Source organism: Clostridium zhoujianii (genome assembly GCF_051590805.1).
Taxonomy (GTDB): domain Bacteria; phylum Bacillota; class Clostridia; order Clostridiales; family Clostridiaceae; genus Clostridium.
Window position 1 is genome coordinate 30326 of the sequence record NZ_JBPUTF010000006.1, and the last position, 24247, is coordinate 54572.

Annotated in this window: 22 protein-coding genes, 1 tRNA gene and 1 riboswitch; of the genes, 6 read left to right on the forward strand and 17 right to left on the reverse strand. The window is 29.4% G+C overall.

The genetic code is table 11. The features are described 5' to 3' along the window. Window positions 1-172 precede the first annotated feature (172 nt). Window positions 173-448, reverse strand: coding sequence for a hypothetical protein (locus ACSYT2_RS17770; RefSeq protein ID WP_430858094.1), 276 nt, complete (start codon window positions 446-448; stop codon window positions 173-175). 219 nt (window positions 449-667) lie between these two features. Here ACSYT2_RS17770 and ACSYT2_RS17775 point away from each other — a divergent pair, with 219 nt between their 5' ends. Then, the gene (locus ACSYT2_RS17775; RefSeq protein WP_438385334.1) at window positions 668-964 is read left to right on the forward strand and encodes a YciI family protein; all 297 of its coding nucleotides are present in this window, start codon (window positions 668-670) and stop codon (window positions 962-964) included. A gap of 82 nt (window positions 965-1046) precedes the next feature. Here ACSYT2_RS17775 and ACSYT2_RS17780 read toward each other — a convergent pair. The 4 genes from ACSYT2_RS17780 to ACSYT2_RS17795 form a co-directional block, all read right to left on the reverse strand. Continuing rightward, a tRNA-Arg gene (locus ACSYT2_RS17780) sits at window positions 1047-1121 on the reverse strand. 130 nt (window positions 1122-1251) lie between these two features. Next, the gene (locus ACSYT2_RS17785) at window positions 1252-3648 is read right to left on the reverse strand and encodes a cation-translocating P-type ATPase (RefSeq protein WP_438385336.1); all 2397 of its coding nucleotides are present in this window, start codon (window positions 3646-3648) and stop codon (window positions 1252-1254) included. A gap of 180 nt (window positions 3649-3828) precedes the next feature. Further along, window positions 3829-4680, reverse strand: a complete 852-nt coding sequence (locus ACSYT2_RS17790) for a DegV family protein (protein ID WP_438385338.1) — start codon at window positions 4678-4680, stop codon at window positions 3829-3831. Between the two features lie 81 nt (window positions 4681-4761). Then, entirely contained in the window at window positions 4762-5529 is a 768-nt protein-coding gene (locus ACSYT2_RS17795) for a staygreen family protein (protein WP_438385339.1), read from the reverse strand. A 130-nt stretch (window positions 5530-5659) separates the two neighbouring features. Here ACSYT2_RS17795 and ACSYT2_RS17800 point away from each other — a divergent pair, with 130 nt between their 5' ends. Then, window positions 5660-6379 carry a lysophospholipid acyltransferase family protein gene (locus ACSYT2_RS17800; protein WP_438385341.1) on the forward strand — a complete coding sequence of 240 codons (720 nt, stop codon included), beginning with the start codon at window positions 5660-5662 and terminating at the stop codon, window positions 6377-6379. A gap of 72 nt (window positions 6380-6451) precedes the next feature. On the opposite strand, the gene ACSYT2_RS17805 is transcribed toward ACSYT2_RS17800, so the two are convergent. Together ACSYT2_RS17805 and ACSYT2_RS17810 are read right to left on the reverse strand one after the other, a co-directional pair. After that, window positions 6452-7801, reverse strand: a complete 1350-nt coding sequence (locus tag ACSYT2_RS17805) for an MATE family efflux transporter (protein WP_438385343.1) — start codon at window positions 7799-7801, stop codon at window positions 6452-6454. A 102-nt stretch (window positions 7802-7903) separates the two neighbouring features. Further along, the gene (locus ACSYT2_RS17810) at window positions 7904-8575 is read right to left on the reverse strand and encodes a DUF6483 family protein (RefSeq protein ID WP_438385344.1); all 672 of its coding nucleotides are present in this window, start codon (window positions 8573-8575) and stop codon (window positions 7904-7906) included. A 563-nt stretch (window positions 8576-9138) separates the two neighbouring features. Beyond that, window positions 9139-9241, forward strand: a riboswitch (purine riboswitch). Window positions 9242-9268: 27 nt separating this feature from the next. On the opposite strand from ACSYT2_RS17810, the gene ACSYT2_RS17815 reads away from it, so the two are divergent. Further along, a complete protein-coding gene (locus ACSYT2_RS17815; protein ID WP_438385345.1) occupies window positions 9269-10663 on the forward strand; it encodes an NAD(P)/FAD-dependent oxidoreductase in 1395 nt (464 codons plus the stop codon). A gap of 244 nt (window positions 10664-10907) precedes the next feature. Here ACSYT2_RS17815 and ACSYT2_RS17820 read toward each other — a convergent pair whose 3' ends face one another. Both ACSYT2_RS17820 and ACSYT2_RS17825 read right to left on the reverse strand, forming a co-directional pair. After that, window positions 10908-11507 carry a hypothetical protein gene (locus ACSYT2_RS17820; protein ID WP_438385347.1) on the reverse strand — a complete coding sequence of 200 codons (600 nt, stop codon included), beginning with the start codon at window positions 11505-11507 and terminating at the stop codon, window positions 10908-10910. A 127-nt stretch (window positions 11508-11634) separates the two neighbouring features. Further along, window positions 11635-11775: a hypothetical protein gene (locus ACSYT2_RS17825; protein ID WP_438385349.1), complete on the reverse strand. Its 141-nt coding sequence runs from the start codon at window positions 11773-11775 to the stop codon at window positions 11635-11637. Window positions 11776-12153: 378 nt separating this feature from the next. Here ACSYT2_RS17825 and ACSYT2_RS17830 point away from each other — a divergent pair, with 378 nt between their 5' ends. Genes ACSYT2_RS17830 through ACSYT2_RS17840 form a run of 3 tightly spaced genes read left to right on the forward strand, consistent with a single transcriptional unit; the run spans window position 12154 to window position 15184 of the window. Then, window positions 12154-13212 carry an FtsX-like permease family protein gene (locus tag ACSYT2_RS17830; RefSeq protein ID WP_438385350.1) on the forward strand — a complete coding sequence of 353 codons (1059 nt, stop codon included), beginning with the start codon at window positions 12154-12156 and terminating at the stop codon, window positions 13210-13212. Window positions 13213-13214: 2 nt separating this feature from the next. Continuing rightward, window positions 13215-14486 (forward strand): ABC transporter permease, encoded by a 1272-nt coding sequence (locus tag ACSYT2_RS17835; RefSeq protein ID WP_438385352.1) that lies wholly within the window; start codon window positions 13215-13217, stop codon window positions 14484-14486. Window positions 14487-14488: 2 nt separating this feature from the next. Continuing rightward, a complete protein-coding gene (locus ACSYT2_RS17840) occupies window positions 14489-15184 on the forward strand; it encodes an ABC transporter ATP-binding protein (RefSeq protein WP_438385354.1) in 696 nt (231 codons plus the stop codon). A gap of 164 nt (window positions 15185-15348) precedes the next feature. Here ACSYT2_RS17840 and ACSYT2_RS17845 read toward each other — a convergent pair whose 3' ends face one another. The 8 genes from ACSYT2_RS17845 to ACSYT2_RS17880 all read right to left on the reverse strand — a co-directional run bounded on the left by ACSYT2_RS17845 (window position 15349) and on the right by ACSYT2_RS17880 (window position 24247). Beyond that, on the reverse strand, window positions 15349-16368 hold the full coding sequence (locus tag ACSYT2_RS17845; RefSeq protein WP_438385356.1) for a radical SAM protein: 1020 nt from the start codon (window positions 16366-16368) through the stop codon (window positions 15349-15351). After that, window positions 16368-17297: a hypothetical protein gene (locus ACSYT2_RS17850; protein ID WP_438385357.1), complete on the reverse strand. Its 930-nt coding sequence runs from the start codon at window positions 17295-17297 to the stop codon at window positions 16368-16370. Before ACSYT2_RS17850 ends, ACSYT2_RS17845 begins: the two co-directional genes overlap by 1 nt. A 33-nt stretch (window positions 17298-17330) precedes the next feature. Beyond that, the gene (locus ACSYT2_RS17855; RefSeq protein WP_438385358.1) at window positions 17331-18092 is read right to left on the reverse strand and encodes a YdcF family protein; all 762 of its coding nucleotides are present in this window, start codon (window positions 18090-18092) and stop codon (window positions 17331-17333) included. 169 nt (window positions 18093-18261) lie between these two features. Beyond that, window positions 18262-19521, reverse strand: a complete 1260-nt coding sequence (locus tag ACSYT2_RS17860) for an FtsX-like permease family protein (RefSeq protein WP_438385360.1) — start codon at window positions 19519-19521, stop codon at window positions 18262-18264. A 12-nt stretch (window positions 19522-19533) separates the two neighbouring features. Continuing rightward, a complete protein-coding gene (locus ACSYT2_RS17865; RefSeq protein ID WP_430858122.1) occupies window positions 19534-20304 on the reverse strand; it encodes an ABC transporter ATP-binding protein in 771 nt (256 codons plus the stop codon). Window positions 20305-20834: 530 nt separating this feature from the next. After that, on the reverse strand, window positions 20835-21860 hold the full coding sequence (locus ACSYT2_RS17870; RefSeq protein ID WP_430858078.1) for a metalloregulator ArsR/SmtB family transcription factor: 1026 nt from the start codon (window positions 21858-21860) through the stop codon (window positions 20835-20837). An 85-nt stretch (window positions 21861-21945) separates the two neighbouring features. After that, window positions 21946-23193, reverse strand: a complete 1248-nt coding sequence (locus ACSYT2_RS17875) for an HD domain-containing phosphohydrolase (protein WP_430858077.1) — start codon at window positions 23191-23193, stop codon at window positions 21946-21948. Window positions 23194-23287: 94 nt separating this feature from the next. Continuing rightward, window positions 23288-24247: a TRM11 family SAM-dependent methyltransferase gene (locus ACSYT2_RS17880; protein ID WP_438385361.1), complete on the reverse strand. Its 960-nt coding sequence runs from the start codon at window positions 24245-24247 to the stop codon at window positions 23288-23290.

Genomic DNA, 24247 nt, shown 5'->3' on the forward strand with positions numbered 1-24247 from the left:
CACAATTTTATACTATTACCAGATAAGTGTACCATATTTTGTAATATTATCATTATTAAATTTTCTTCTCTCACAAAAATAACCCTATTAAGTAGATATTGCACTAGAGTTTAAGTTACATCTACTCAACAGGCTATTAATCATATTACAACAAATATTATTCTTTTTAAATCTATTTAAATAATGATATTATATCTGGATTGATAAAATAACCTGCTGAAATTATTATCATTATAATTGCTGCTCCTATCAAACCTACACCTACAACTTTTATCTGTTTATGATAGTATTCATTTGTTGACTTCTCATATTTAGGTAAATAAATATATTTATATTTAACCCACTTAAGCTCTGCACCAATTAAGTTCGGTTTAATTATCGAAAATATTCCAAAAGCCATAAATACCATTGCTATAAATATAAAACCTAAGACTGTACTCATCATCAAATATTTCATCTCCCTTTATAATTATACGATTTATAATTAATTTAATTAATATTGTATCATATCGAACGGCTTTCCTAATAGCTGAGTCTCTATAAGAATTTCTTACTATATAGTCAATAACTAAATTAATTTCGCCATTTTATTTAATATATACTATCAACAAGTAATTAATATGATATAATATTATGTATACATTCCAAATAAAGGAGGATTATAAAAATGAAATTTTTTATTATAGAAGGTACAATAAATAAATCAGCTCCAATAGATGAAAATATTATGAATGAACATATAGCCTATTCTACAACTGCAGCAAATGCAGGATTAATACTAGTATCAGGACTTAAATCTGATGAGAGTGGTGGATTATCCATTATGAAAGCTGAGTCACTTGAAAAAGTAGAAGCTTATCTTTCCGCTGATCCACTTAAGGTTTCTGGTATCCAAGACTATCGTGTTATGGAGCTTACACCTCATTTCATTCAACCAATAGCTAATGAATGGTTTGGGAGATAACTCATAATATAAACTGATATACCTTAGTAAAAATAAAAAGAATGGATTAAACTTAATGTTTAAACCATTCTTTTTTCCTATTTGGTATCCCCAGTAGGAATCGAACCTACATCTATCCCTTAGGAGGGGACTATTCTATCCATTGAACTATGAGGACATATATTATTAAATTACATTTAAATTCTATTATAATTAACATTAGTTGTCAACATAATAGAACACTCTAATAAAATAAAAAAGAGCAGATGACAACTCTTACTTATATATCATCTACTCTACTAATTATCTTAAGCTACTTGAATATTTGCCTTTCCATTCATTAATCTTCTCACTACCACTACAGTTACAGAGATTAATGGCCATGAAGCAACTGTAAATCCTCCTGCTATAATCCACTCTTTAATAGTTATTGGTGTTAATGTAAATACCATTCTTCCCACAGGTGTCATATAACAAATTCCTATACACACTATCATTCCAATTACTAAGGATAACTTAAATTTTGTTACAGGTAATGCTACCCTTACTAATATAACTAAACTAATTCCAATAAATATTAAAAGTGCCACAGATCTACTATGCTCTACACTAGCTCCTGAAAAATATGTCATTGCATATCCTATAGTAACAAACACCACCATAATTATCCCATTAGGAATACTAGTTGATAATATCCGCTTCAAAAATCCTGCTTCAACTCTTCCATTAGATGGCTGTAATGCTAAGAAAAATGCTGGTATACCTATAGCGCAAGAGCCTACTAATGATGCTTGTATTGGTAGTAATGGATATGGTAGTACTAATGCTGAAAATATAAATGCTAAAAATACAAAGAATACTGTTTTAGATAAGAATAGTTCTGCTACCCTTTCTAAATTATTAATTTGTTTTCTTCCCTCTGCAACCACATGTGGAAGTGCTCCGAAATCTGAGTTTAAAAGCACTAATTGTGCTACTGCCTTAGTTGCATCTGAACCCTTTGCCATGGCTATACCACAGTCTGATTCCTTTAGTGCTAATACATCATTAACTCCATCACCAGTCATTGCTACTGTATGTCCATTTCCTTGAAGTGCTTTTATTATATCTTTCTTTTGATGTGGAGTTACTCTACCAAATATAGTGTAGTCATCTACTACCTTCTTTAAATCTTCTAATTCTGTAGGTAATGTCCTTGCATCTACATATTTATCATATCCTTCTACTCCAGCTCTCATGGCCACAGCCGATACAGTCACCGGATTATCTCCTGATATAACCTTTAAATTTACTCCCTCTTCTTTAAAATAAGTTAACACGTTAGGTGCTTCTTCTCTTATTACGTCCTCTATAAGAATTAATGCTTTTTCTTTAATATTTTCACATAATCCTTGTTTTAAGGATATCTGATCTACCTTTCCAAGTAATAAAACTCTTCGTCCTTTTCTTGCTTCTTCTTCCACTTTATCTTTAAACTCCTCATATTTATCACCTAATAATATTTCAGGAGCTCCCATTACCCAAGTTCCATAACCTTTTAATATAATTCCGCCCCATTTTCTTCTTGATGAAAATGGAATCTTTTCTAAAATCTCTACTTCTAGTTCTTCTGAGTACCTTTCTAGAATTGCTTCTTGTGTTGGATTTTTACTAGGTAAATTATGAACTAAGGCTGATAACACCTCATCTACCTCTTCCTTATTGCCATCTAAATTAACTATATCTACAAGCTTTAATTTCCCCTCGGTAATAGTTCCTGTCTTATCTACGCAAAGCACATCTACCCTTGCAAGTACCTCTGTTGCAGATAATTGTTGCACTAAAGTTTCGTACTTAGCAAGCTTAACTACTGAAACTATAAAGGTAGCACTTGTTAACAGTACTAATCCTTCTGGTACCATTCCGATAATACCAGATACCGCTCCAATTGAAGCATCTCTCCAGTTAGCTCCGGTAAACATCATTTGAGTAGTTGTTAAAATAATTCCTATAGGTACTATTAACCATAATAGCAACTTAATAACCTTAGTAATTGATGATTGAAGTTCTGAATTAATTATCTTAAACTTTCTCGCCTCATCTGCTAATTGAGATGAGTAAGTATGTGTTCCTACCTGTTGAACCTCTGCATACCCTTCCCCAGCAACAATAAAACTTCCAGATAAAATTTCATCACCTTTTTTCTTATATACTGGATCTGATTCACCTGTAAGCATAGACTCATCTACTTCTAACTCATCTCCATCTACTACTTTGCAGTCCGCTAATACTTGATTACCAGTAGATAAGTATACAATGTCATTTAAAACTAATTCTTCTACTGATATTTCTTTTATATTTCCATTCCTCAAAACCTTTGCATGAGCCATACTAAGAACTGATAGTCTCTCAAGGGTCTTCTTCGCATTAAGTTCTTGTACAACACCTATTACACTATTAACTACAATAACTACTGCAAAAATAGCTTCCTTAGGTGATCCAGCTATAATACAAACTAATGCTAGCACCACATTAAGAGCGTTAAATACATTAAAGAAATTTGCCCTAACCATCTGGCCTAATGTTCTAGATGGTGCCTTAGGTATTTTATTTACCTCTCCCTTTACAATCCTTGATCTTACCTCATTATCTGTAAGTCCAGTAACCTCACTTCTTATATTAAAAGATGAACTTATAATATTATTATTTATATCTTTACACTCCATGTCATACCCCTTATCACTATTCCTGCTTATGTACCTTATACTTTTATTCTAGAGTACCTTTCTTAAAATACTCTTAAATAAATAGAAAAAAAGACTTAATTATTAGTTAAACTTCTTAATTTTATCTTATTATCTATTTGTACTAATCTAAGCAAAAAAAAGAAGAGCCTTAAGCTCTCCTTATCTTTCTGTGTAGTATGCAACTCCAATGCTCCCAGGTCCAACATGTAATCCAATGATTGGCCCTATAGATTGTATCCCTACAGCTCTACCTAATTTTTCTTCTAATCTTTTAGCAAGTTCTAATCCTTCATCCTCACAATTAATATGATGAACTATAACTTCTCCTAATCCATTAGAATCTATATCCTTAATAACTTTATTTACTATTGTATCTACTGCTTTCTTTTTAGTTCTTACTTTGTCAAAAACAGTTGTCTGCCCTTTCTCTACTGTTAGGATAGGTCTAATTTGAAGAATCGTTCCAAATAAAGCTGATGCACCACCTATTCTTCCGCCCTTTTTCAAATATTTAAGGGTGTCTGGTACAAATAAGAATCTACTAGTATCTATTACCTTCTTTGCTATAGATACAACTTCCTCTATAGATTTACCTTCCTTTGCTGCCCTTGCTGCTTGAAGTGCTTGGAATCCCATTTGCATACAATTCGTTCTAGAGTCTATTAACTCTATTCTTGCATCTGGATATTCTTCTAATACCATTTCCTTCACTAAATGTGAACTTGAATATGTGCCACTCATATCAGAAGATAGAAATATTCCTACTACATCATCTCCATTACTTACTTTAGCTTTAAATAGCTTTAAAAGTTCATCCATACTAGGTTGTGAAGATGTTGGTATTTCCCCTGACTCATCCATCATTTTATAAAATTCTACGTTGTCTAAATCTACTTCCCTATAACTCTCTCCATTTAAAACAACGTTTAATGACACGATAGAAATATCATATTCATCAACTAGTTCTTTAGGGATATAACCTGTACTATCAGTTATTATCTTTACTCCCATTTTATCCTCCTAAATGTATATAGTCCCAATAATTTATAATGAAATTATATCATATATATACTAACCAGTTCATACCTGATTTTACCTCGGATTCTTCACTGATTCCAATCTAACTTGGTCAGGCTTTATCAGAAACTCTAAAATCACATTATTCTTATTTGGACCTGGAATATTTAATCCTGTTCTTACTCCAACTACAACTATATAACTTCCCTTACAAGCAAATGGTGGATTTAATGGTCTTATTGACATAATTTCAGCAAAAGTAGCACAGAAAACAAACTTATTTCCATACAATTTCTTTAACTCTCTATCTATATGTGGAGTAAGCAAAGTTATTATAACTTTATCTCGCGTCAATGGAGGTACTATTCTTTCATCCTCATTTGATCTTGCTTCGCCTATTATATAATCTTTTACAGCTCCCCATCTCTCTACCTTATTATAATTCTCATCATTTGAATTAAAATATACAATAACTGGGGAATTAATTAACTCTTTTCTGTTCATATATAATTTTCTATCACCATATATAATTGTTTTTAACGCTAATGGTAATTCTTTTCTAAAAATAACATCTCGTTCTTCTAAATTTTTATTAGATAATTCACTATCTAAATGTAAATCTACTTTTAAAATATATGTTTCAGCTACCTTTTCCCATGTTGCTAATACCTCATCCCTTATTTCCTCAAGTCTATTACAGGCATAATTCTCTCCTATATATAAAAATAGATCACCTGTCTCATCAGAATGGGTTAAGGTATATTTTCTGGGCATTATCTCAGTGCTAGTCTCCATACCCTCTTCAAAATCAATAAATAATTTTTCTTTTAAATAATCTGACAACCTTATACTCCTAAACTATTATTTCCTATTCATTTATATGAAGTAACTCTACTATTAGTTCTTTAATTTATATCATAGATGTAATATACTATTTTATATGAAATCATTTGAAGATAGGAAGGGTTTATATATGTTAAGAACAATATTATTTTATCCTGGTGTAATCCTAAGTATATTTGTAACTACTATTGCATTACCTAGGGCAAACTATTTAAAGCGTAAAGGAAGAGTAGATGAAGCAACTGAATTTATTCACAAAATAACCCATAGGTGGGCAAAGTTTATAATGAAGATTAGCGGAGCTAAAGTAACTGTTAGGGGGCTAGAGAATATTCCAAAGGATCAAACAGTTGTATTTATGGCAAATCACCAAAGTCACTTTGATATACCACTAATTATGAGTACTATTGATGTACCAAAAGGATTTATCGCAAAAAAAGAGCTCGAAAAATGGCCCGGTGTTAGTACATGGATGAAACAAATAAGGTGTATATTTATGGATAGAGATAATCTTCGTAAATCTGCTGAATCTATAGTTCAAGGTATCAACATTATCAAAAGCGGATACTCCATGGTAATATTCCCTGAAGGTACTAGAAGTAAAGGTGGAGATACCCATGATTTTAAAGGGGGTAGCTTTAAACTTGCTACCAAACCTAAGGTTCCTATAGTACCAATTACTATAAATGGTACGTATAAACTTCTAGAGCAAAATAATAGTAAGATTAAAGCTGCAAGTGTTGAAGTAATTATTCACCCTGCAGTTGATGTTAAAAATCTTTCTAAAGAAGAAATCAATGTTCTTCCTGAAACAATTGAGAATATAGTTTTTTCATCAATAACTAAGTAAAAAAGAAGGTAAACGGATTTTCCATTTACCTTCTTCTTTCGTTTAACTAGGGTTACATTGAGAGTAAGTAACCTAACCAACTATATTATTTACCCACTTCCCTGATTTTAGTCTACCAAATTCAAAGAAAATCTTTATTACTTCTTCAAGACATATTAATAAATAAACTATATATATAGGAACTGATAAGAATATAGCTCCTATAAATGCTATTGGAACTGCAAATAGCCATATTGTTCCTGCTTGTACTAACATTGAATAAGTTATGTCTCCACCACCTCTAAACACACCAACTATCATTACAACGTTATAGGATCTAATTATGCAGAAAATAGCCATTATTCTAAGTACCTTTAAGGCATCTCCATAAGTTTCTTGGGTAATATTGAAAATTGTTAATATTAAAGGTGCACATACCCATATTAAAATTCCTAATACTAATCCTACTATTAGTGATAGTAAGCCTATTTTTTTAGAATAATCAACCGCTTCATCTTCATGTCCTGCACCAATTTTATTACCAATCATTATTGATGCCGCACTTGCAAGACCTATACAAAGTACCATAAACATATTATTTAAAGTAGTTGCAATTTGCATTGTTGCCACTGCACTTGTCCCTATTTGTGCATAGGCTATAGAATATGCAGTCATCCCAAAAGCCCATACAAGTTCATTAATAATAACTGATGTAGATGTTCTAAAATACGTCTTAACAAAATCCTTGTTAAAACTAAACATTTCTTTTAGTCTTGATGCAACTTTATTTTTCTTTATATAAACCATAGTTATTATATATATCATTTCAATAGCTCTAGCTATAGTTGTAGCCATTGCTGCTCCAGCAACCCCCATAGACTCTATACCTAAATTTCCAAATATAAATACCCAGTTTAAAAATGCATTACTTATTACCCCTATAAGGCTTGCATACATAGGTAACTTAGGCTGTTCTGTACTTCTTAGTGCTGATGAATATCCTTGAGTAAAATTTGTAAATAGACAACTAATTGCAACTATCTTTAAGTAGCTACTGCCTAATGCAATTACATTGATATCCTTTGATAATATACACATTATTTCATTAGAAAAAATAAAGGCTCCTAATGCAAAAATAAAGGATGCAATAAATCCTACTGTAATATCTAACCCTAAAACCTTACGAATACTTTTGATATCTTTCTTACCCCAATACTGTGACATAAATACACTTGCACCAGCATTAATCCCTGATAAACAAAGGGTAAATATAAAGAAATATTGATTTGCTAATCCTACTGCCGCAATGGCTTCTTCCCCTAGTCTACCTACCATCACATTATCTACAAGATTTAAAGATGATGTTATAAAACTTTGTAGTGTAATAGGTAGTGCTAAGGTAAGAATTGATTTTAAAAACTTCTTATCCTTTAACGTCTTCATAACCTTCTCCTTTGTAAAAATAAAAAAAGCACACGGGTAGTCCAGCCGCCCGTCTGCTTTCAAAATATACTTTTTAAATATTCCTGCTATATTCTCTAATATTTATACTTCCTTGTCAATAGCTTCTAAAGCTTTTAGCTGTAAAATGCTATCTTCAATTTCTTCCAATGGAAGATTACCCTTTTCTAGTAATTCCTCCGGTTTTTCCTTTAGTCTATTGTAAAAATCTAAACCTGCCTTAATTATCTCTTTGCTATTATTGTTTATCTTTAACATATAAAATAACATGTCTTCTGCCCTATCAAATTGATTTAATAATTCATATATAGTGAATATCCTTTTATCATCTTCTAGAGTAAGTTCATATTGCCTTAAATCTTCTATCATTTTTTCAGCATCATCTAGATATTTTTTATCTATAGAATCATCTTCCTCATAAGCTTGAACAAAAGCTTGAAGGGCTTTTCCAAAATGTATAACTTTATTCATCTCATCCTTTTGGCTACTATAAACTATACCTTGAAGGTTTAATAATTCACCTAATGCAATATATTTCTCAGCATTATACTGATTATCTCTACTAATTATTGCCTTAATACTATCAAAAGATAAGGAGCTTATTGTATCTAAATCTAAACCTACTAACCCCTTAAACTCTTTATTTATAGCCTGGCAAGCCTTATCTATTTCATTATTTACTATGTTCTTATCAACTTCTCTTTTAACTAATTTTAGTGCATTTTCAATTTCTTTTATATAGTCATTTTTTAACATGGAATCACCTCGATAAATTTACTTTAAATATAAATATAGTATATAATTACTTGTTTTAAAAATAAATAGTATTTTATCTATTATTTTATAAATATAATTTTCTCTACAAGGTCAGACAAAGTCAGATAAAAAAGTATAAGATTCTTAAGTTATCTCTTTGTAAAATTTTCTCACTGTCCTACAGTTATTTATGTAAACTTCATTTTTAGGGATAAATTTCATGCAAAAATACTTCTTATCTTACTCCTTTATACTTATAGAATTCACTTTAAATTCAAATAGTACCCATCCCTCCTCCTTATTTACTAGCCTTAGATATGAAGCATTAAGTGATAGTACTAAGTCTTCATTTTAGTAAATGAGTCTTTTATTAAATCCTTTACTAATAAAAATAATACACCACCAAGAAATATACACCCTATGTATTGCTAATGATAAAATAATCGTCTTTCAAATTTAAATGTTCGTGTTTTTATTGGTATTTTTTAATTATTTTCCACTTTCATATTGATTTTTTTGTTTATATAGGCTAAAATCTCCTTGTAATAAGAACTTTATATTTAAAAAATTGAATATTGTTCACTTATATAAATCCTACAATATGGGTTGGATGTTTCTACCGAGCTACCGTAAATTGCTCTACCTATAAGTGTCTACTAATTAAATATCTTAATTTATGAGGAGTTGTTTATAATGAATTATGACGTAATAATAGTAGGTGCAGGTCCAGCAGGTATATTTACTGCCTATGAGTTAAAGAAACAAAAACCACAATCTAATATTCTTTTAATTGAAGCAGGAAGAAGAATAGACAGAAGACATTGTCCAAAGGAAAAGACAAATGTTTGTGTGTCTTGTAAGCCTTACTGCCATATCACCACTGGTTTCTCTGGTGCTGGTGCATTCTCAGATGGAAAACTATCTTTAAACTATGAAGTTGGAGGAGATCTTCCAAATCTAGTTGGAGCTGACTTTACTCAAGAATATATTGATTATACTGATTCTATATATTTAGACTTTGGTGCTGATAGCCATGTAGAAGGCTTAGGTCATACAGAAGAAATTAAAGAAATTAGAAGAAAGTCTATTGAGGCTAATTTAAAGCTCGTTGATTGTCCAATAAGACATTTAGGTACTGAAAAAGCTCAAGAAATATATTTAAAAATACAAAACCACTTATTAGATAATGGTGTTGAAATAAGATTTGATACAACCGTTAAAGATTTAATTATAAATGATAATAAGGTATCTGGTGTTATCTTAACTGACTCTATAACTAAAACTAAAGATGAAGAAGTCTATAGTGAAAAAGTTGTAGTTGGTACAGGTAGAAAAGGTGCTGACTGGCTTAAAGATATGTGTGTTAAACACAATATTAATCATAGAGCCGGTACTGTAGATATTGGGGTTAGAGTTGAACTTAGAAATGAGGTAATGGAGAGTGTTAATAGCGTTCTTTATGAATCAAAGCTAATTGGATATCCTGCTCCATTTAGGGACAAAGTAAGAACCTTCTGCCAAAATCCTGGTGGATTTGTTAGCCAAGAAAATTATGATAATAACCTTGCAATAGTTAACGGACATTCTTACAAGGATAAGAAGTCTAACAATACCAATTTAGCTATATTAAGTTCTCATGATTTTGCTGAACCTTTCAATCAACCTATTGAATATGGTAAAAAGGTATCTGAACTTGTTAATATGCTTGGTAATGGTAGTATCTTAGTTCAAAGATACGGAGATATCTTAGATGGTAAGAGAACTTGGCAACATGAGCTATCTCAATCAAATGTTAAGCATACTTTACCTGATGCAGTAGCTGGAGATCTAACTTCTGCTATGCCATACAGAACTATGACTAACATATTAAACTTCATTGAATCTATGAACACAGTAGTTCCTGGATTTGCAGGTAGAGAAACTTTACTTTATGGACCTGAAATAAAGTTCTATAGTAATAAGATCAACTTAGATAAGAATTTTGAGACAAATATTCAAGGTCTTCACTGTTTAGGTGATTCTAGTGGTTGGACTAGAGGACTTATGATGGCATCTGCAATGGGTGTTATGATGGGAAGATTATTATAATATCATAAATTTCTTAAACCAATAAAAGAATACTCATATTAGTCTATAGAATGCTATTCTCTAGCTAATACGAGTATTCTTTTAGTATATTTTTATTTAATATCATTATAATTCTCTTACAAAGGTCCATCAAATCCGTATTACATCAGCTTCTTGATATCTTATTATCTTTGTATCCAGATATATCTATTTCTATATATCTTCTTCTCTTAATATCTTTCGCCTTCTAAATTATCAATAAATACTAAAAACTTTTATTTATTGATAATTTTTTCAAAAAGTTAAAGTCACTTTTCTTCCCTAAAAGAGCACATAATTCATTTCCATCACTAAAACTTATATCAGTAACTAATTTAGAATAAGCAAACTTTCTTATTAGTCTATATAGTCCATAAATTATAGTGACCGGTATTGCTAGTGATATGAAATAAATAGCTAATTGACTATCTATTGTTCCCAATTCAGATATATATTCATTTAAAAATATATCAGCAACTAAAACTATTGGTAACAAACCAAAGAAATAATAAAAGGGCATAATATTAAATTTCTTTTTTGAATCATAGCTTGAGACTTCAATATTCTTAAGATCCTTTATATCATATATTTTATAAGAAATAACTTTAAAATATGGATTGGCATTACCAATAAAAATTCGTTTATTAGTTATTATGATAGAATAAGTAAATGAATAATCTCCAGTTCCCATTAAAGCACTGGATGAAAAAGCAGTAATGTTAGGACCTTCCTTAAGCATTTCATAGTTAGGTGCAACAAACATTTTTTCAATTTCTTCATCAGGTGTTAATTTCGACTCTACTTCTGCTTGAAAATTTTCAATCACCTTAATCACTCCCACACCACTTATTAGGTATATATTACCATTTTGTATATTTACTTTCAATGTTGGATATGGTGATTCCTAGCTTGAAATACCTCATATTTATTCATAATTCATATCTATCTATTCCTCAATATACATCTATAATCCCCTTCTTTGTAATCTCCATATACCCCATAAGATATACATTTTGCCCCCCATTACATATCTTTAAAAACTTGCAGTTTTCACATCCCTTAGGCTTACCCACATCTTCTCTAAGCTCCATCATTACTGGTGAGTTAAAATATATACACTTTATCTTCCCCAGATAGGAATTGAAGGCTTCTTTCAGTACTTACAGTAGTTTTGCTATATCTATTTATAAACCTATTTTTTTCTCGTCTTAATATATTTATATATTTGCATTTTTTGTTTATTTTGTAATCTATTGTGATTTAAGTAATACTAATGTAATATATTAAATAACTCTTTGACTTATTTCATTTCAACCTTTAAACATTCCACATGAATTTTTTTGCTACATTTCAAATTTAAAATTCTTAATTAGAACTTATATCTAACAAGGTTGTGAAAATTTAAATAAACGATATATATTAAACCCTTTTAACAAAACCAAATGTTTTACAAATTTTAGAGGTGAAAATTTATGAATTTATTTTATTCAATAAAACAAAGAAAAGCCACAACTATCTTTTTCATTTTATCCTTTACACTATCAATACTTATATTTTCGCTAGGAAGCTCCGCAACTATTTCTCAAAATAATAGAGCTAAAGCATTTAATTCAGATAATAATAAATTTTTAGTATTTATACATACAAATAATATCTCTTTATCTGAAGTTGTAAATGTTTTTAAAGATGAAAAAGTAACAATTATTCTTGAGAAAGAAATTAATGAAAAAGGTATTATTGTTCAAAGCATCGTTGCTAGAAATGGAGAAGAATTCTATTTAGATTTAAAAGAAGGTGGACAAGTATTTAATAGTTCATTATTAAGCACTAATAATAGTGCCATATTCTCCACTAGGATAAAAGAAGATGAACTTATATTAAATTCATCTGTTGAAAATAAAGCATTAACGTTAAAAAAAGAATTCTCAGTCTTCGATATCCAAAAGAGTGTAATCCTGCCCTATGAAACATTTGAACAACTTTATGATAAAAAAGATATGAATCAATCAAATGTTAATGTAATCATACGAGGTGAAGTTAACACTCTAAGTAATGCTGTTGATATGCTCGATAAGTATTTAAAATCAAAAGATGAAAATTTCAAACTAATAACCTCTCCCTATTTATCAGATAACAAAAGTATTGAAGGTGAAGCTTTGCATAAGGCTACATTCTTCGTTGTATTAATTACAATAATTAACTCTATTAGCATTTCTTCACTTTGGGTTAAAAGTAGAAAAAAAGAAATCGTTCTAAGGAAGGTATTAGGAGCTGAAGATAAAGATATAGCTAAAATTTTCTTTGGTGAATTAGTTATTATTGCTATAGCGTCCCTAATTTTAGCTTTAGGAATCCAATATATATTAGCAATTAATACTAATGGTTTTATTTCAACTGTTGATGTTAGGCTGCACAAGGGCAATTTTATTTCTTCATTTATGTTAGCTATATTTTCAGCATTTATAGTAACATTGCCCTCCTTAAAATTTATATCTAAAGTTCAACCAATTGAGATGTTAAGGGAGGAATAACAATGTTAAATGCACTTAAATCACTTAAAAGAATGAAATTTTTAGCTTTTCTTATAGTATTACAGTTTTCAATTGGTTTAATGATGCTAAATTCATCAGCAGTAACTATAGAAACTTCACGGAATAAGATGAACTATTTTAATAATCTTTTTGACTTTAATAAAACTCACCTTTTAAGAGTCTTTCCAAATGATTCAATATTTCAAAATGATAATATTGATTTTTTTGCCGAAGCAACACCTATAATTAAAGACTTTCACAACAAATTGCAGGAAATGAAAAGTAATGACATCATTAATAGAAGTAGTATTTACTTTATTTATCCCAATGCAATCTCAGAACTATATGAATATTGTCCAAAAGAATATTTGCAACTGCCTCAAGATCTTCCAGCTAGATATACTACTTCAATAATGATAAATTATGATTTTTTTAATAGGTATGATCTTAAACTTTCTGAAGGACGAAATTTCACTAAAGCTGATTTTGAAATTGATTATAAAAAAGAGAATATACCCTTAATCCTTGGAAAGGATTATAAGGAACATTATAAAATTGGAGATACAATTTCACAAAATATTAGTGACACAGAAAAAATAACATTTAAAATTATTGGTTTCTATGAAGATAATGCAATACCTTCAATTCTTAGCAAAACAGAATTTATTGAAAATATAACTTTTTCTAATGCTTTGTCAATATTTCCAACTGTAAAAAATTTAGATTTCTTTAATGAAACAGTAGCCATAAATGATGTTGGTTGCTTTGTAGAGGCTAATAATGATATGTCCATCGATTATGTAAAAGAACAGTTTAAGAAAGATTATGGTAATAGTAATTTTATCATAAGAGATATACCTTTAAAAGATGACTATATACCTGCTAAAGAAGTATTGTATAAAGATGTAATTAATTCAGTAGTATTAGGATTAATATTAACAATACTATCTGTTATAGGTGTGATAAGCGTATTATTGGGTGAAATAAAAGAAAGAAGAAAAGAATTTGGTATTAGAATAGCCTGTGGTGCAACAATAAACGATTTATGCAAAGAATTATTCTTTGAAGTTCTTTATATAATGGGGGCATGTTCTCTACTATCAATAGTTAGTTTATGGTTAAAACAATCATTATTTATTACTGCTAAGATAATAAATTTAAATATAGTACTGTACAATGTAGGCTTAGTTTTGATTCTTACTTTATTTATAGGAATAATACCAATTATAAAATTAAGAAAAATTATTGTTGCTGATTTAATGAGAGGTGAATAGATATGAATATTATAGACTTGAAAAATATAAATAAGATATATGGAAGTGGCGATGCTAAAACAGAAGCTTTAAAAGATATTAATATTAGTGTAAAAAAGGGTGAATTATTAGCTATAATGGGACAATCTGGCGCTGGAAAATCAACTTTATTAAATATATTAGGTTGTATTGATATCCCAACAAAAGGTGAATATTACTTAGATGGGCAAGATGTAAGTAAACAAAATTCAAAAGAATTATCAAAAATACGAAATAAGAAAATCGGATTTATATTTCAGAATTTTAATTTACTATATGATTATAATATAGTTGATAACGTGGCAATTCCTCTAAGTTATTCTGATAATAAAAAGAAGCTTAAAGAAAAAGCAACTAACATTTTAAAAGAAGTAGGATTAGAAGAACATCTCAAAAAAAATCCCAAACAATTATCAGGTGGACAGAAACAGAGGGTGGCTATTGCAAGAGCATTAGTAAACAACCCTGAAGTAATTCTAGCAGATGAACCAACTGGAGCGCTTGATAAAAAAACAGGTACTAGTATCTTAGATATGCTATTGCAAATAAATGCCCAAGGTAAAACTGTTATTATAATTACACATGATATTGAAGTTTCTAAGAAATGTAATCGGATTATACAAATTAGTGATGGCAGCATTGTTAATGATGTATTACACAATAAAGATTGTGCATTATAGATTATATTTATATGAAATCATGAATCACTAAGGAAGCTATTATCAGCTTCCTTCTTCCTTATCAAGTATTGATCACTAGCTGATAGCTATATTAAACTCATTCATTTTCATTTCACACACTCCTAATTCACTTATTATTATATCCTATTTGTTCCATGATAACATCATTTTGACCTCAACATACACCCATAATCCCCTTGTCTATAATCACCATAAACTCCATAAGCTATACACCTTGCTCCACCATTACAAATCTGCACAAACCTACAATTCTCACACCCCTTAGGTTTGTCGCCTTCTTTTCTCAAATCTAACATAACAGGTGCCCCAAAATAAATATCCTTTAATGATGCCTCATTCACATTTCCCACTACAATAGGCAACCTTCTACAGGGCATAACATCACCATTTTCCAATACAACTATCAACCCCTTACTAGCATTACAGCTATATCCACTAGTTTCTCCACACAAAAATTGAAGACTTCTTTCCGTACTTACAATAGTCTTACTATGTCTATTTATAAACTTGCCTTTCTCTCTTCTCAATATATTTATGTATCTTGTTACCTCTTGTGGGGATAATGTATCTACCTCTCCCCCTGATCCATTTCCTATTGGAACCATTCTATCGCTCCAAACTTTATAGGCCCCAGCTCTTCTAGCTGCTTGTACTACTTTGCCAAAGTAATTGTAATTTTTATTATTTGCTGTAAATGAAACTAAGGACTTTATTCCATACTTATTTAATAACCTTATAGCCTGTATAACTTCATCATATGACCCTTCTCCTCGAATATTATCATGCATAGTTTTATCCCCATCTAAACTAACTTGTACTATTCTTGGATTATAAGTTTTAAGTTTCTTTACAATATCCTCAGTTAAATATGAACCATTTGTAAGTATTCCAAAAGTAAACTTATCTTTATTTTCCTGAAAATAATCAAGTAACTGAAAAAGATCCTTCCTAACGAAAGGCTCTCCTCCAGTTATATTTATATGACCTTTGCATTTGATTTCATTTATATTGTTATACTCCTCTAAAAGTTCCTTATACTGCTCACCTATCTCAATCAATTTATCCGTACCCATCTCTTGGCAATCATATTCTTGCTGATAGCAATGCTTACACCTCTTATTGCATTTATTAGTTATATGCCACTGTAATACTAATGAAGACATTAATCATTACCTCCACCACATCCACCACACCCACTACAGGAAGAACAAGAACTACAAGATGAACATGAGCTACAAGATGAACATGAGCTACACCCACTAGAATTATTGCTGTCGTTAATTACATTACTACTACTTATCGGAATAGCTCCTAAAATACTTTCCCCTATTCCTTGAGCTAAAAATGCAGCCATTAATATATCGTAATTAGCTCTCCTAAAATCCTCATCCTCCATGTTAATATCCCTTGCATTATTCATATTAAAAGCAGACTCATATGTCTTTAAACTTGCTTTTCCTTTTTTAGTAATATATTTATTCTTAACCTTATCTGCTGCCCCTAAAAATCCACCAGCTACAATTATTAACTCAATTACAAGATAGGTAACTGCCATATTATTAACTATACCCGATAATAATCTTAGAAACCCCGGAAGAAAGACTAATATAGCCATAACCCTTACTACATTTATAATTCTTTTATTATTACTAGGATTTCTAATTAAATCCCTGCTCTCTAATCCCGGCTCTATTTCTGAGACATATGTATTTATTGCATCTATTACATCTCCTTCAATTTTTACCTCTGATACAGGTTTTTCACTTATAAATTCATAGTATATTTTTTGCTCAATAGTTGTTAAATTTCCTAGATCAATACACGGCTTTGATTTAAATACTCCTTTATTATTATCCATACAATCAATATATCCATTTACATATAACTTATAACAAAAAAACCTTATTCCATCTACTGCACTTACCTTGCCAGCTTCCTTTAGTACAAAATACTCGTTTTCTGTAAGAGGCTCCACTATAAAATTCTTGGAATCTTGCTCTTTAACTACAATCCTCATTATTTGTATTAAAATAAAAGCATAAATTGCATATACAAATAAAAATGAAATCCCCTTTATAAATGGTAAAAACATATTAAAATTCCCCCCATAAAATATATTTACTCCCTATCTATCAAATAAAACACTTTTAACTAAAGCTAAAGCTTCCCTTGCATAAAATACTGGAATTAAATAAGATACTGTATTGCTTGTGTATAACTTTACATCTTCATATCCATTTCTATTTGCCAATATACTGCTTCTAAACCCATGGAAATCTGTAGTTACTACTTTAACACTACTTTCTCCTATTGGTTTTTTACTATGTTCTTCTATCTTATCTTTAGAGTATTTAAAATTCTCATAAGTATTTGTAGACTTATCCTCAGTTATTATCTTTTCACTAGGTAAACCTTGTTCTAGTAAATATCTTTTCATGGCCTCTGATTCTGAAATTCTCTCATCTGAACCCTTACCTCCTGAAAGAACTATATATCCATCATTACCATACTCATTTATACACTTTAAAGCTGCGTCTAATCTATCCTTCAAGGTTAAGCTAAGTTCATTACCATTATTAAGTCCAGCCCCTAACACCAGAATATAATCTGTATTAACCTCACTTTTCTTTGGATATCCAATTATAACTGCTTCAACCGCTAAAAATCCTACTAATCCAATACAAACTAATATTCTAATTAACTTATTTGCTTTAATAAAACTCCTATTATCTTCAAATTTCTTTTTCAAGAAATGATATAAAATTAAAATAACACCAGCTATTGCAATTGCTCCACTAAATGCTATCTTTCTACTACTTAAAAGGTTAATTACTATAAAATATCCAATGAAAAATACTCCTATTATAAGGTCTATAAGCCTTTTCAAACATATCATCTCCTTTTATTTCATTTTACCAATAAGGAAAATATTTGTAAATCCATTTATTGTTACGCCACTTTCTATCGACTTACCCCTTATAAAATAAAAGCATATAAAAAAGAACCACATTACTTTAATAAAAATAATATGATTCTTCTTATATTCTAAACATTGCTTATACTGCTAATTTTCTGTATCCAATATATGATAAAACACCTGTTATTACAAATGTAAGTATATAGGCTGATACTAATCCAATAGCTAAGCTACCAGCTAATAATCCTGCACTTACGCTAGTTATAATAACTAAAGACATATGAACTAATGCAATTGCAATTATTATAAAATAGTATATTATTACTTCTTGGAATATTACCTTTCTAATCTCATTCTTCGTATATCCTAATAATCTAAGCTGTTTATAGTTTTTTCTCCTCTTCAGAGCCTCCACTAAAAACTTATATACTATAGTAAAACTTAATATTACTACAACAACAGCAAAACATACTAATGATATTACACTTAAAATACTTCCTGATTCATAACTACAAGCTATTGCTATAGTAAAGGATGTTGCAAGTACTAAGGATAAAATTAAATATGTGGATTTTTGTAATGAGTAATGTAAGTTACTTATTGATATTAATTTAATTCTATCTGTAACTAACTTTTTATTCTTATACTCAGAAAACATAGTTGGAATAACATACCTTACAATTCCCTGAGTACCAAAGCTACATATTACAATTAATACTGTTAATAGGTACATTTTATCTTTTGGATTAAATGGTATTAAAAATAATAATACTGGTAATAAAAATATAATAATATAGTTTTTAGGCTTTAGCTTTATATTCCTTTTATCAGGCATGAAAGGTTGATTCTTTCCCTTCATTAATTCAGTTACTTTTTTTCTATATACGTTTCCTGTGTTTACTAATATTACAAACATAAATTGTGTAGCAATAATAATACAAGTCATTACAATACCAGTTTGTGATATATATCTAGGACTTCCATCAAAGCCTATTAATGAGTATGCTCTAGCAGTGATTAATGGTGATACCATACCACCTATTACGCAACCAAGAATAACTGATAAAGTACTACTGATTATATTTCTAATCATAATTATTTTACTAATTTCAAATACAGATCTACCTGAAATAGTTATTACTCCGTACTCTTTATATTTATCCTCCAAATAATAGGAGTTTGCAAATAGCATAAATAAAATTGCTACAGCTTGTATTACTAAACCAAGCAAAAACATTGTATGATAGTCAGCACTTTTTCTTATTACAATATTCTCATTAAAAATTAGATTGAAGGTATTAAATATTATTGCAATTGAAACTGTCATTGCAAGGATATAAAATAGATTGTTTTTAAAATCCTTTCTGAAAGTCATTAGTGTATATTTAAATATTCCCATGCTCCCTACCCCCTATAATATATCTATAAGATTTTGAGACTCTTTTGAAGTGATATCTACAATATTATAGAAGTATTCTTTCTGGGTTCTTCCAGCTCTTTCAACAACTTCATCCATCTTTCCGTCTCTAATAAATATTAACTTTTTAGAGTAACTTGCTATCATATTGTCATGAGTTACCATAACTATTGTAATTCCATCTTCTTCATTTAATTTTTGCATCATCTTTAATAATTGATGTGAATTTTTAGTATCTAAATTTCCTGTTGGTTCATCTGCAACTATTATCTTTGGATTCGTTACCAAAGCTCTTGCACATGCAGCTCTCTGATTTTGACCTCCTGAACATTGACTTGGATACTTATTTAATATCTTTTCTATATCTAACTTGTTTGCTATATTTTTTATTCTCTCTTCTATATCCTTACTTGACATAGATGCTAATATAAGTGGTACTGCTATATTTTCACGTATAGTAAGGTTGTCTACTAAATTAAAATCTTGGAATATGAATCCTAAATTCTCATATCTAAATTTACTAATTTCCCTTTCCTTCATACTCAAAAGATTTTTCCCTCTAAATCTTACTGTCCCTCTTGTAGGTGCATCTATTGTTGATAAAATATTTATTAAGGTAGACTTACCTGATCCAGATGGCCCCATTATACATATAAATTCTCCTTCGTTAATTTTTACAGTTACACCATTTAAAGCAGCTACTTCCTCCTTGTTATTACCATAAATCTTGTACAGATTATTTGCCTCTAATATTTCTCCGGTTATTTCCTCATCTTCTTCTAATTCAAAAAATCTCACTTCTATATCTTTTTGAACTGATTCTATTTTTTTTAATGAAATTGTAAATTCTCCATCTATATAAGCTATTGCGGTCATAATATTTGCCATTTCTGGCTTTACCATCAACCTCTCCATATTACACAATGCATTATCACCTATAACTTTATACTTAATACCCTTAATAAACTCCCCTTGTTTTAGAGTATATATTGCATCACTCTCTTCATGATAGAAATAAATATTAGCAAAATTACTTATATATATTTTTGTTCCTTCCTTTACTTCTACTTGATTAGCAGATAGACCCACTTTTATATCTGACTTTACCTCAAATACAATTTTTTCATCATCTTTTAAAAACTTTAAAACTCTTTCTGAAATCGCTCCCATTATTCTCAACCTCCATAGTTCTATTTTTCCTATATTTTAATTATATACTTATCAAATCATTTTTGTCCATTCTATTTTTATATTTATCGAATTAAATTTCAAAAAAAAGATGATTAGCATACTAATCATCCTGTAATATTGAATATGTCTATATCTACTTTTTTCCTAATTTCATTAAATTCTTCAATTTCAAAGTTAATTGTCATATCCATTATTGAAGTTCTTAACCCATTTTCTGACTTTGCTTTAAGATTCTTTCCTCTGCAAATAACCTCATTATCTTGCTCTACACAATCTAATTTTTCATTATTAATATCATTTGAGTAGATAACTTCAAATTTATTCTTATTACTTTCTACTTTTATGTTATATGAATATACATGCTCAATTATCTCAAATCCCTTTATTGTAGATAACTGATATATTAATATCCTTCCTCTATTGGTTATATATAATTGTTTTTCTTTAACATTATTATATGCAGAATCTTTTATATCAACTAGAAATCCATCATATTTTGAAGCAACTATAACTTCATCTTTAAATAATTTATTTTTTATCATCTGAGGAATTTTCTTTGCTACTACATTACTAATTTCTTTATTCTTATCACCTCTATAATAAAGTCCCTTAGCTTTAATTAATAATCCTTGTTTTATTAATTCATTTCTTATGGTCCAAAAATCTTCTGTAAAGTCAGCTATCATTAAAATAACTTCTTTTTCTTTATATTCTTTACCCTCTTCAAATAGCTTACTTATCTCTTCTAATACAATTCGCCTTTTCTCCTTTTGTACTGGCATAGATTGCAATTTACCATCTTTAAAGAAAGTATTTATAACATCTTGTTTATATTCTTCTTCTCTTTTTCTCTCTTCTTTTCTATCTTCCTTATTAATTTTAATAAAGTCAATTATCTTGTTATCTAATATATCCTTATTAAGAGTAAAAACCACATAATATTGCTCCTTAGAGGATGTTACAACTCCACACTCTTCTAACTTCTTTAAATGAAAGGAAATTGTAGATGGTGCTAAATCTAATCTTTGGGCCAATAGTTCAACATACATAGGACCTTCATTTAGAGTAGCTATTATCTTTAATCTTGATTTATCTGATAGAGCCTTAAAGAGCTGTATTGTTTTTTCCATTTTAAATCTCCTCTCCTAAGTACTTATATAAATTATATTCTTTTATCATATAGAATTGCAATAAAAATGGGAGACTATTGCCTCCCTATGAAACCTTATCAAGTAATATTTTGTACTCTTTCATTATATTCTCATAAATCTCCATTACTTCACTGCACTTCTCGTTAGCTTGTCTAACTATGTAATCATAATTTTCTATAACTATTCCGACCATCTCATAATCTATTTTGTTATTCTCAGCCATATCTTTTAATATTCCTATTATTTTAGGTTTGCTAAATTCATTTTTATAACTTCTTACACCAAGTAATGCACTAAGAATATCTGCTACTGCCACTATTCTTACCTCTGTAGATAGTTTATCTCCGGTAAGTCCAAATGGGTACCCTGTTCCATCAAGTTTTTCATGGTGCAGAGCTGCCATATCCCTTATATCATCAATATTTAAATCACTTAAAATATTATACCCATTAATAGCATGAGATTTAATTATTTCAAATTCTTCTGATGTAAGCTTTCCTGGCTTCTCTAATATTTCTATAGGTATAGTTATCTTTCCTATATCATGAAGAGTTGCAGCTATAGTAATTCTTGCTACTCTTTGCGCATTTAATCCACATAATATAGCAAGTTCATGGCTAATAGCCTCTACTAATATTGTATGCTTAACTGTTGCTTCGCTTCTAAAATCTATTGCATAAGTCAACATCTTTACATATCCAATTACCTCTTCACGACTTACTTTTCTACCATCAAAATATTTATATAACTCCTCTGCATATGTATTATTATTTAAATTATTTACAACATTAAATCTCTGATCTGCCTCAATAAATAAATCTATATTTTCTTTTAAATAATATTTTTCTTTCTTTTTTAGGCAATCTACTCCCATTAATTTTTTATTTAAATATACTATAGCTATGTGGTCTGCCAAACTCAACATTAAAGCTTCTTTAGGATTATCTTTTATATTTTTTCTTTCTATGTATTTAGCTGTAAAATGATGGCCTAAAATTATATTTGATAAATCCGATAATGGTGAGAAATGCTTAATAAATAATGACCCATATACTGCATGATGAAATGGCTTTACAGAGTCAATTTCTACAAGTCTATCTCTTTCTGTCACCTTATATGCTCCTATATCATGGAACATTGCTATTGTGCATATTCTTACAATCTCTTCTTCCCTATATCCACCATCGGCCTTAAGTAAACTTAACATAATATATGCTACCTGTTCCCCGTGATTTAAAAGCCTTTTATCTACTGAATTAATAGTTCTATGTATAATGGTAAGAATATCTTTTAAGGTTACATCTTGTATCATAAAAAACATCTCCTTATATCACTAATACTCCTATTAATATTTTCGTATAATCAATCTTTTACTTAATCAAAAAATATACCCAAACTATTTATTATTACTTACATATATTTATATATCTTTTAAATTTACCTTTACAAACATAACAATTATCTATTATTTCAAAGCCTGCTTCCCTTATATGCTTATCCATTTCTTCAAAAGTAATTATAACTAACTTATCTGCAATTTTTCGTGCTGTTTTCATAATATCAGTTTGCTCTTTAATAGTAGTTGGTGAAAATAATCCATATGGTAAATCTACAATTGCCACATCATAATGCTCCTCTACCCTATGCATATCCTTATTCTCTATAACATTCTCATATCCAAAGAACTCTAAATTCCTTATAGCATTTCCTGCAATATTATCATTTATTTCATATCCTCTTACATTAATCCCCATTGAAAGAGCTTCTAACACTACCGTTCCTACACCACAACAAGGATCAACTAATCTACAGCCTAAGTTATTACCAACTGCTATATTAACTACAGCTCTTGATACCCTTAAGCTTAATGAATTTGAATAAGAAAAAGGTTTTTCATCGTGAATATGCCATTCATAATCATTTCTTTCGTATATTCCAAATATCCACTTTCCCTCAAACTTAGTTACTCCTAAAGTTACTTTAGGTTCATGCATATCCGGTTCTCCCTGGATAACCCAGCCTATTTCCCTTAAGCTTCTAAGCCTCTCTTTATAATCAACATCTCCGCCTTCAACTTTTATATAACAAACCTTAAAATCATCGTAGGCCAACTTATCCTCTACAATATTCTGAATTATCTTTTCTAGAGATTCTTCAGAATAAATTATAGATATACTTTCTTTTATAAATGGACTTCTTGAGGGATTAATATACTTATCAGATAAGAAATACTTTCCTGCTGGAACCTTATTGAAAAGATATTTCATCTCCATATCGCATAAGTTTTCTTCAAAAGTTGGGTAATTAATAGCATAAAAATATTCCTTTGATATAATTTCACTACTATTTAAATTTACATCCCCCAC

Bases quoted from the DNA above. Each gene is read 5' to 3' on its own strand.
- ACSYT2_RS17840 (WP_438385354.1), top strand. From the start codon at position 14,489: ATGAATATTATAGACTTGAAAAATATAAATAAGATATATGGAAGTGGC.
- ACSYT2_RS17870 (WP_430858078.1), bottom strand. From the start codon at position 21,860: ATGGAAAAAACAATACAGCTCTTTAAGGCTCTATCAGATAAATCAAGA.
- ACSYT2_RS17845 (WP_438385356.1), bottom strand. From the start codon at position 16,368: ATGTCTTCATTAGTATTACAGTGGCATATAACTAATAAATGCAATAAG.
- ACSYT2_RS17800 (WP_438385341.1), top strand. From the start codon at position 5,660: ATGTTAAGAACAATATTATTTTATCCTGGTGTAATCCTAAGTATATTT.
- ACSYT2_RS17790 (WP_438385338.1), bottom strand. From the start codon at position 4,680: ATGGGAGTAAAGATAATAACTGATAGTACAGGTTATATCCCTAAAGAA.
- ACSYT2_RS17875 (WP_430858077.1), bottom strand. From the start codon at position 23,193: ATGATACAAGATGTAACCTTAAAAGATATTCTTACCATTATACATAGA.
- ACSYT2_RS17830 (WP_438385350.1), top strand. From the start codon at position 12,154: ATGAATTTATTTTATTCAATAAAACAAAGAAAAGCCACAACTATCTTT.
- ACSYT2_RS17850 (WP_438385357.1), bottom strand. From the start codon at position 17,297: ATGTTTTTACCATTTATAAAGGGGATTTCATTTTTATTTGTATATGCA.
- ACSYT2_RS17785 (WP_438385336.1), bottom strand. From the start codon at position 3,648: ATGGAGTGTAAAGATATAAATAATAATATTATAAGTTCATCTTTTAAT.
- ACSYT2_RS17805 (WP_438385343.1), bottom strand. From the start codon at position 7,801: ATGAAGACGTTAAAGGATAAGAAGTTTTTAAAATCAATTCTTACCTTA.
- ACSYT2_RS17815 (WP_438385345.1), top strand. From the start codon at position 9,269: ATGAATTATGACGTAATAATAGTAGGTGCAGGTCCAGCAGGTATATTT.
- ACSYT2_RS17810 (WP_438385344.1), bottom strand. From the start codon at position 8,575: ATGTTAAAAAATGACTATATAAAAGAAATTGAAAATGCACTAAAATTA.
- ACSYT2_RS17860 (WP_438385360.1), bottom strand. From the start codon at position 19,521: ATGGGAATATTTAAATATACACTAATGACTTTCAGAAAGGATTTTAAA.
- ACSYT2_RS17775 (WP_438385334.1), top strand. From the start codon at position 668: ATGAAATTTTTTATTATAGAAGGTACAATAAATAAATCAGCTCCAATA.
- ACSYT2_RS17825 (WP_438385349.1), bottom strand. From the start codon at position 11,775: ATGATGGAGCTTAGAGAAGATGTGGGTAAGCCTAAGGGATGTGAAAAC.
- ACSYT2_RS17835 (WP_438385352.1), top strand. From the start codon at position 13,215: ATGTTAAATGCACTTAAATCACTTAAAAGAATGAAATTTTTAGCTTTT.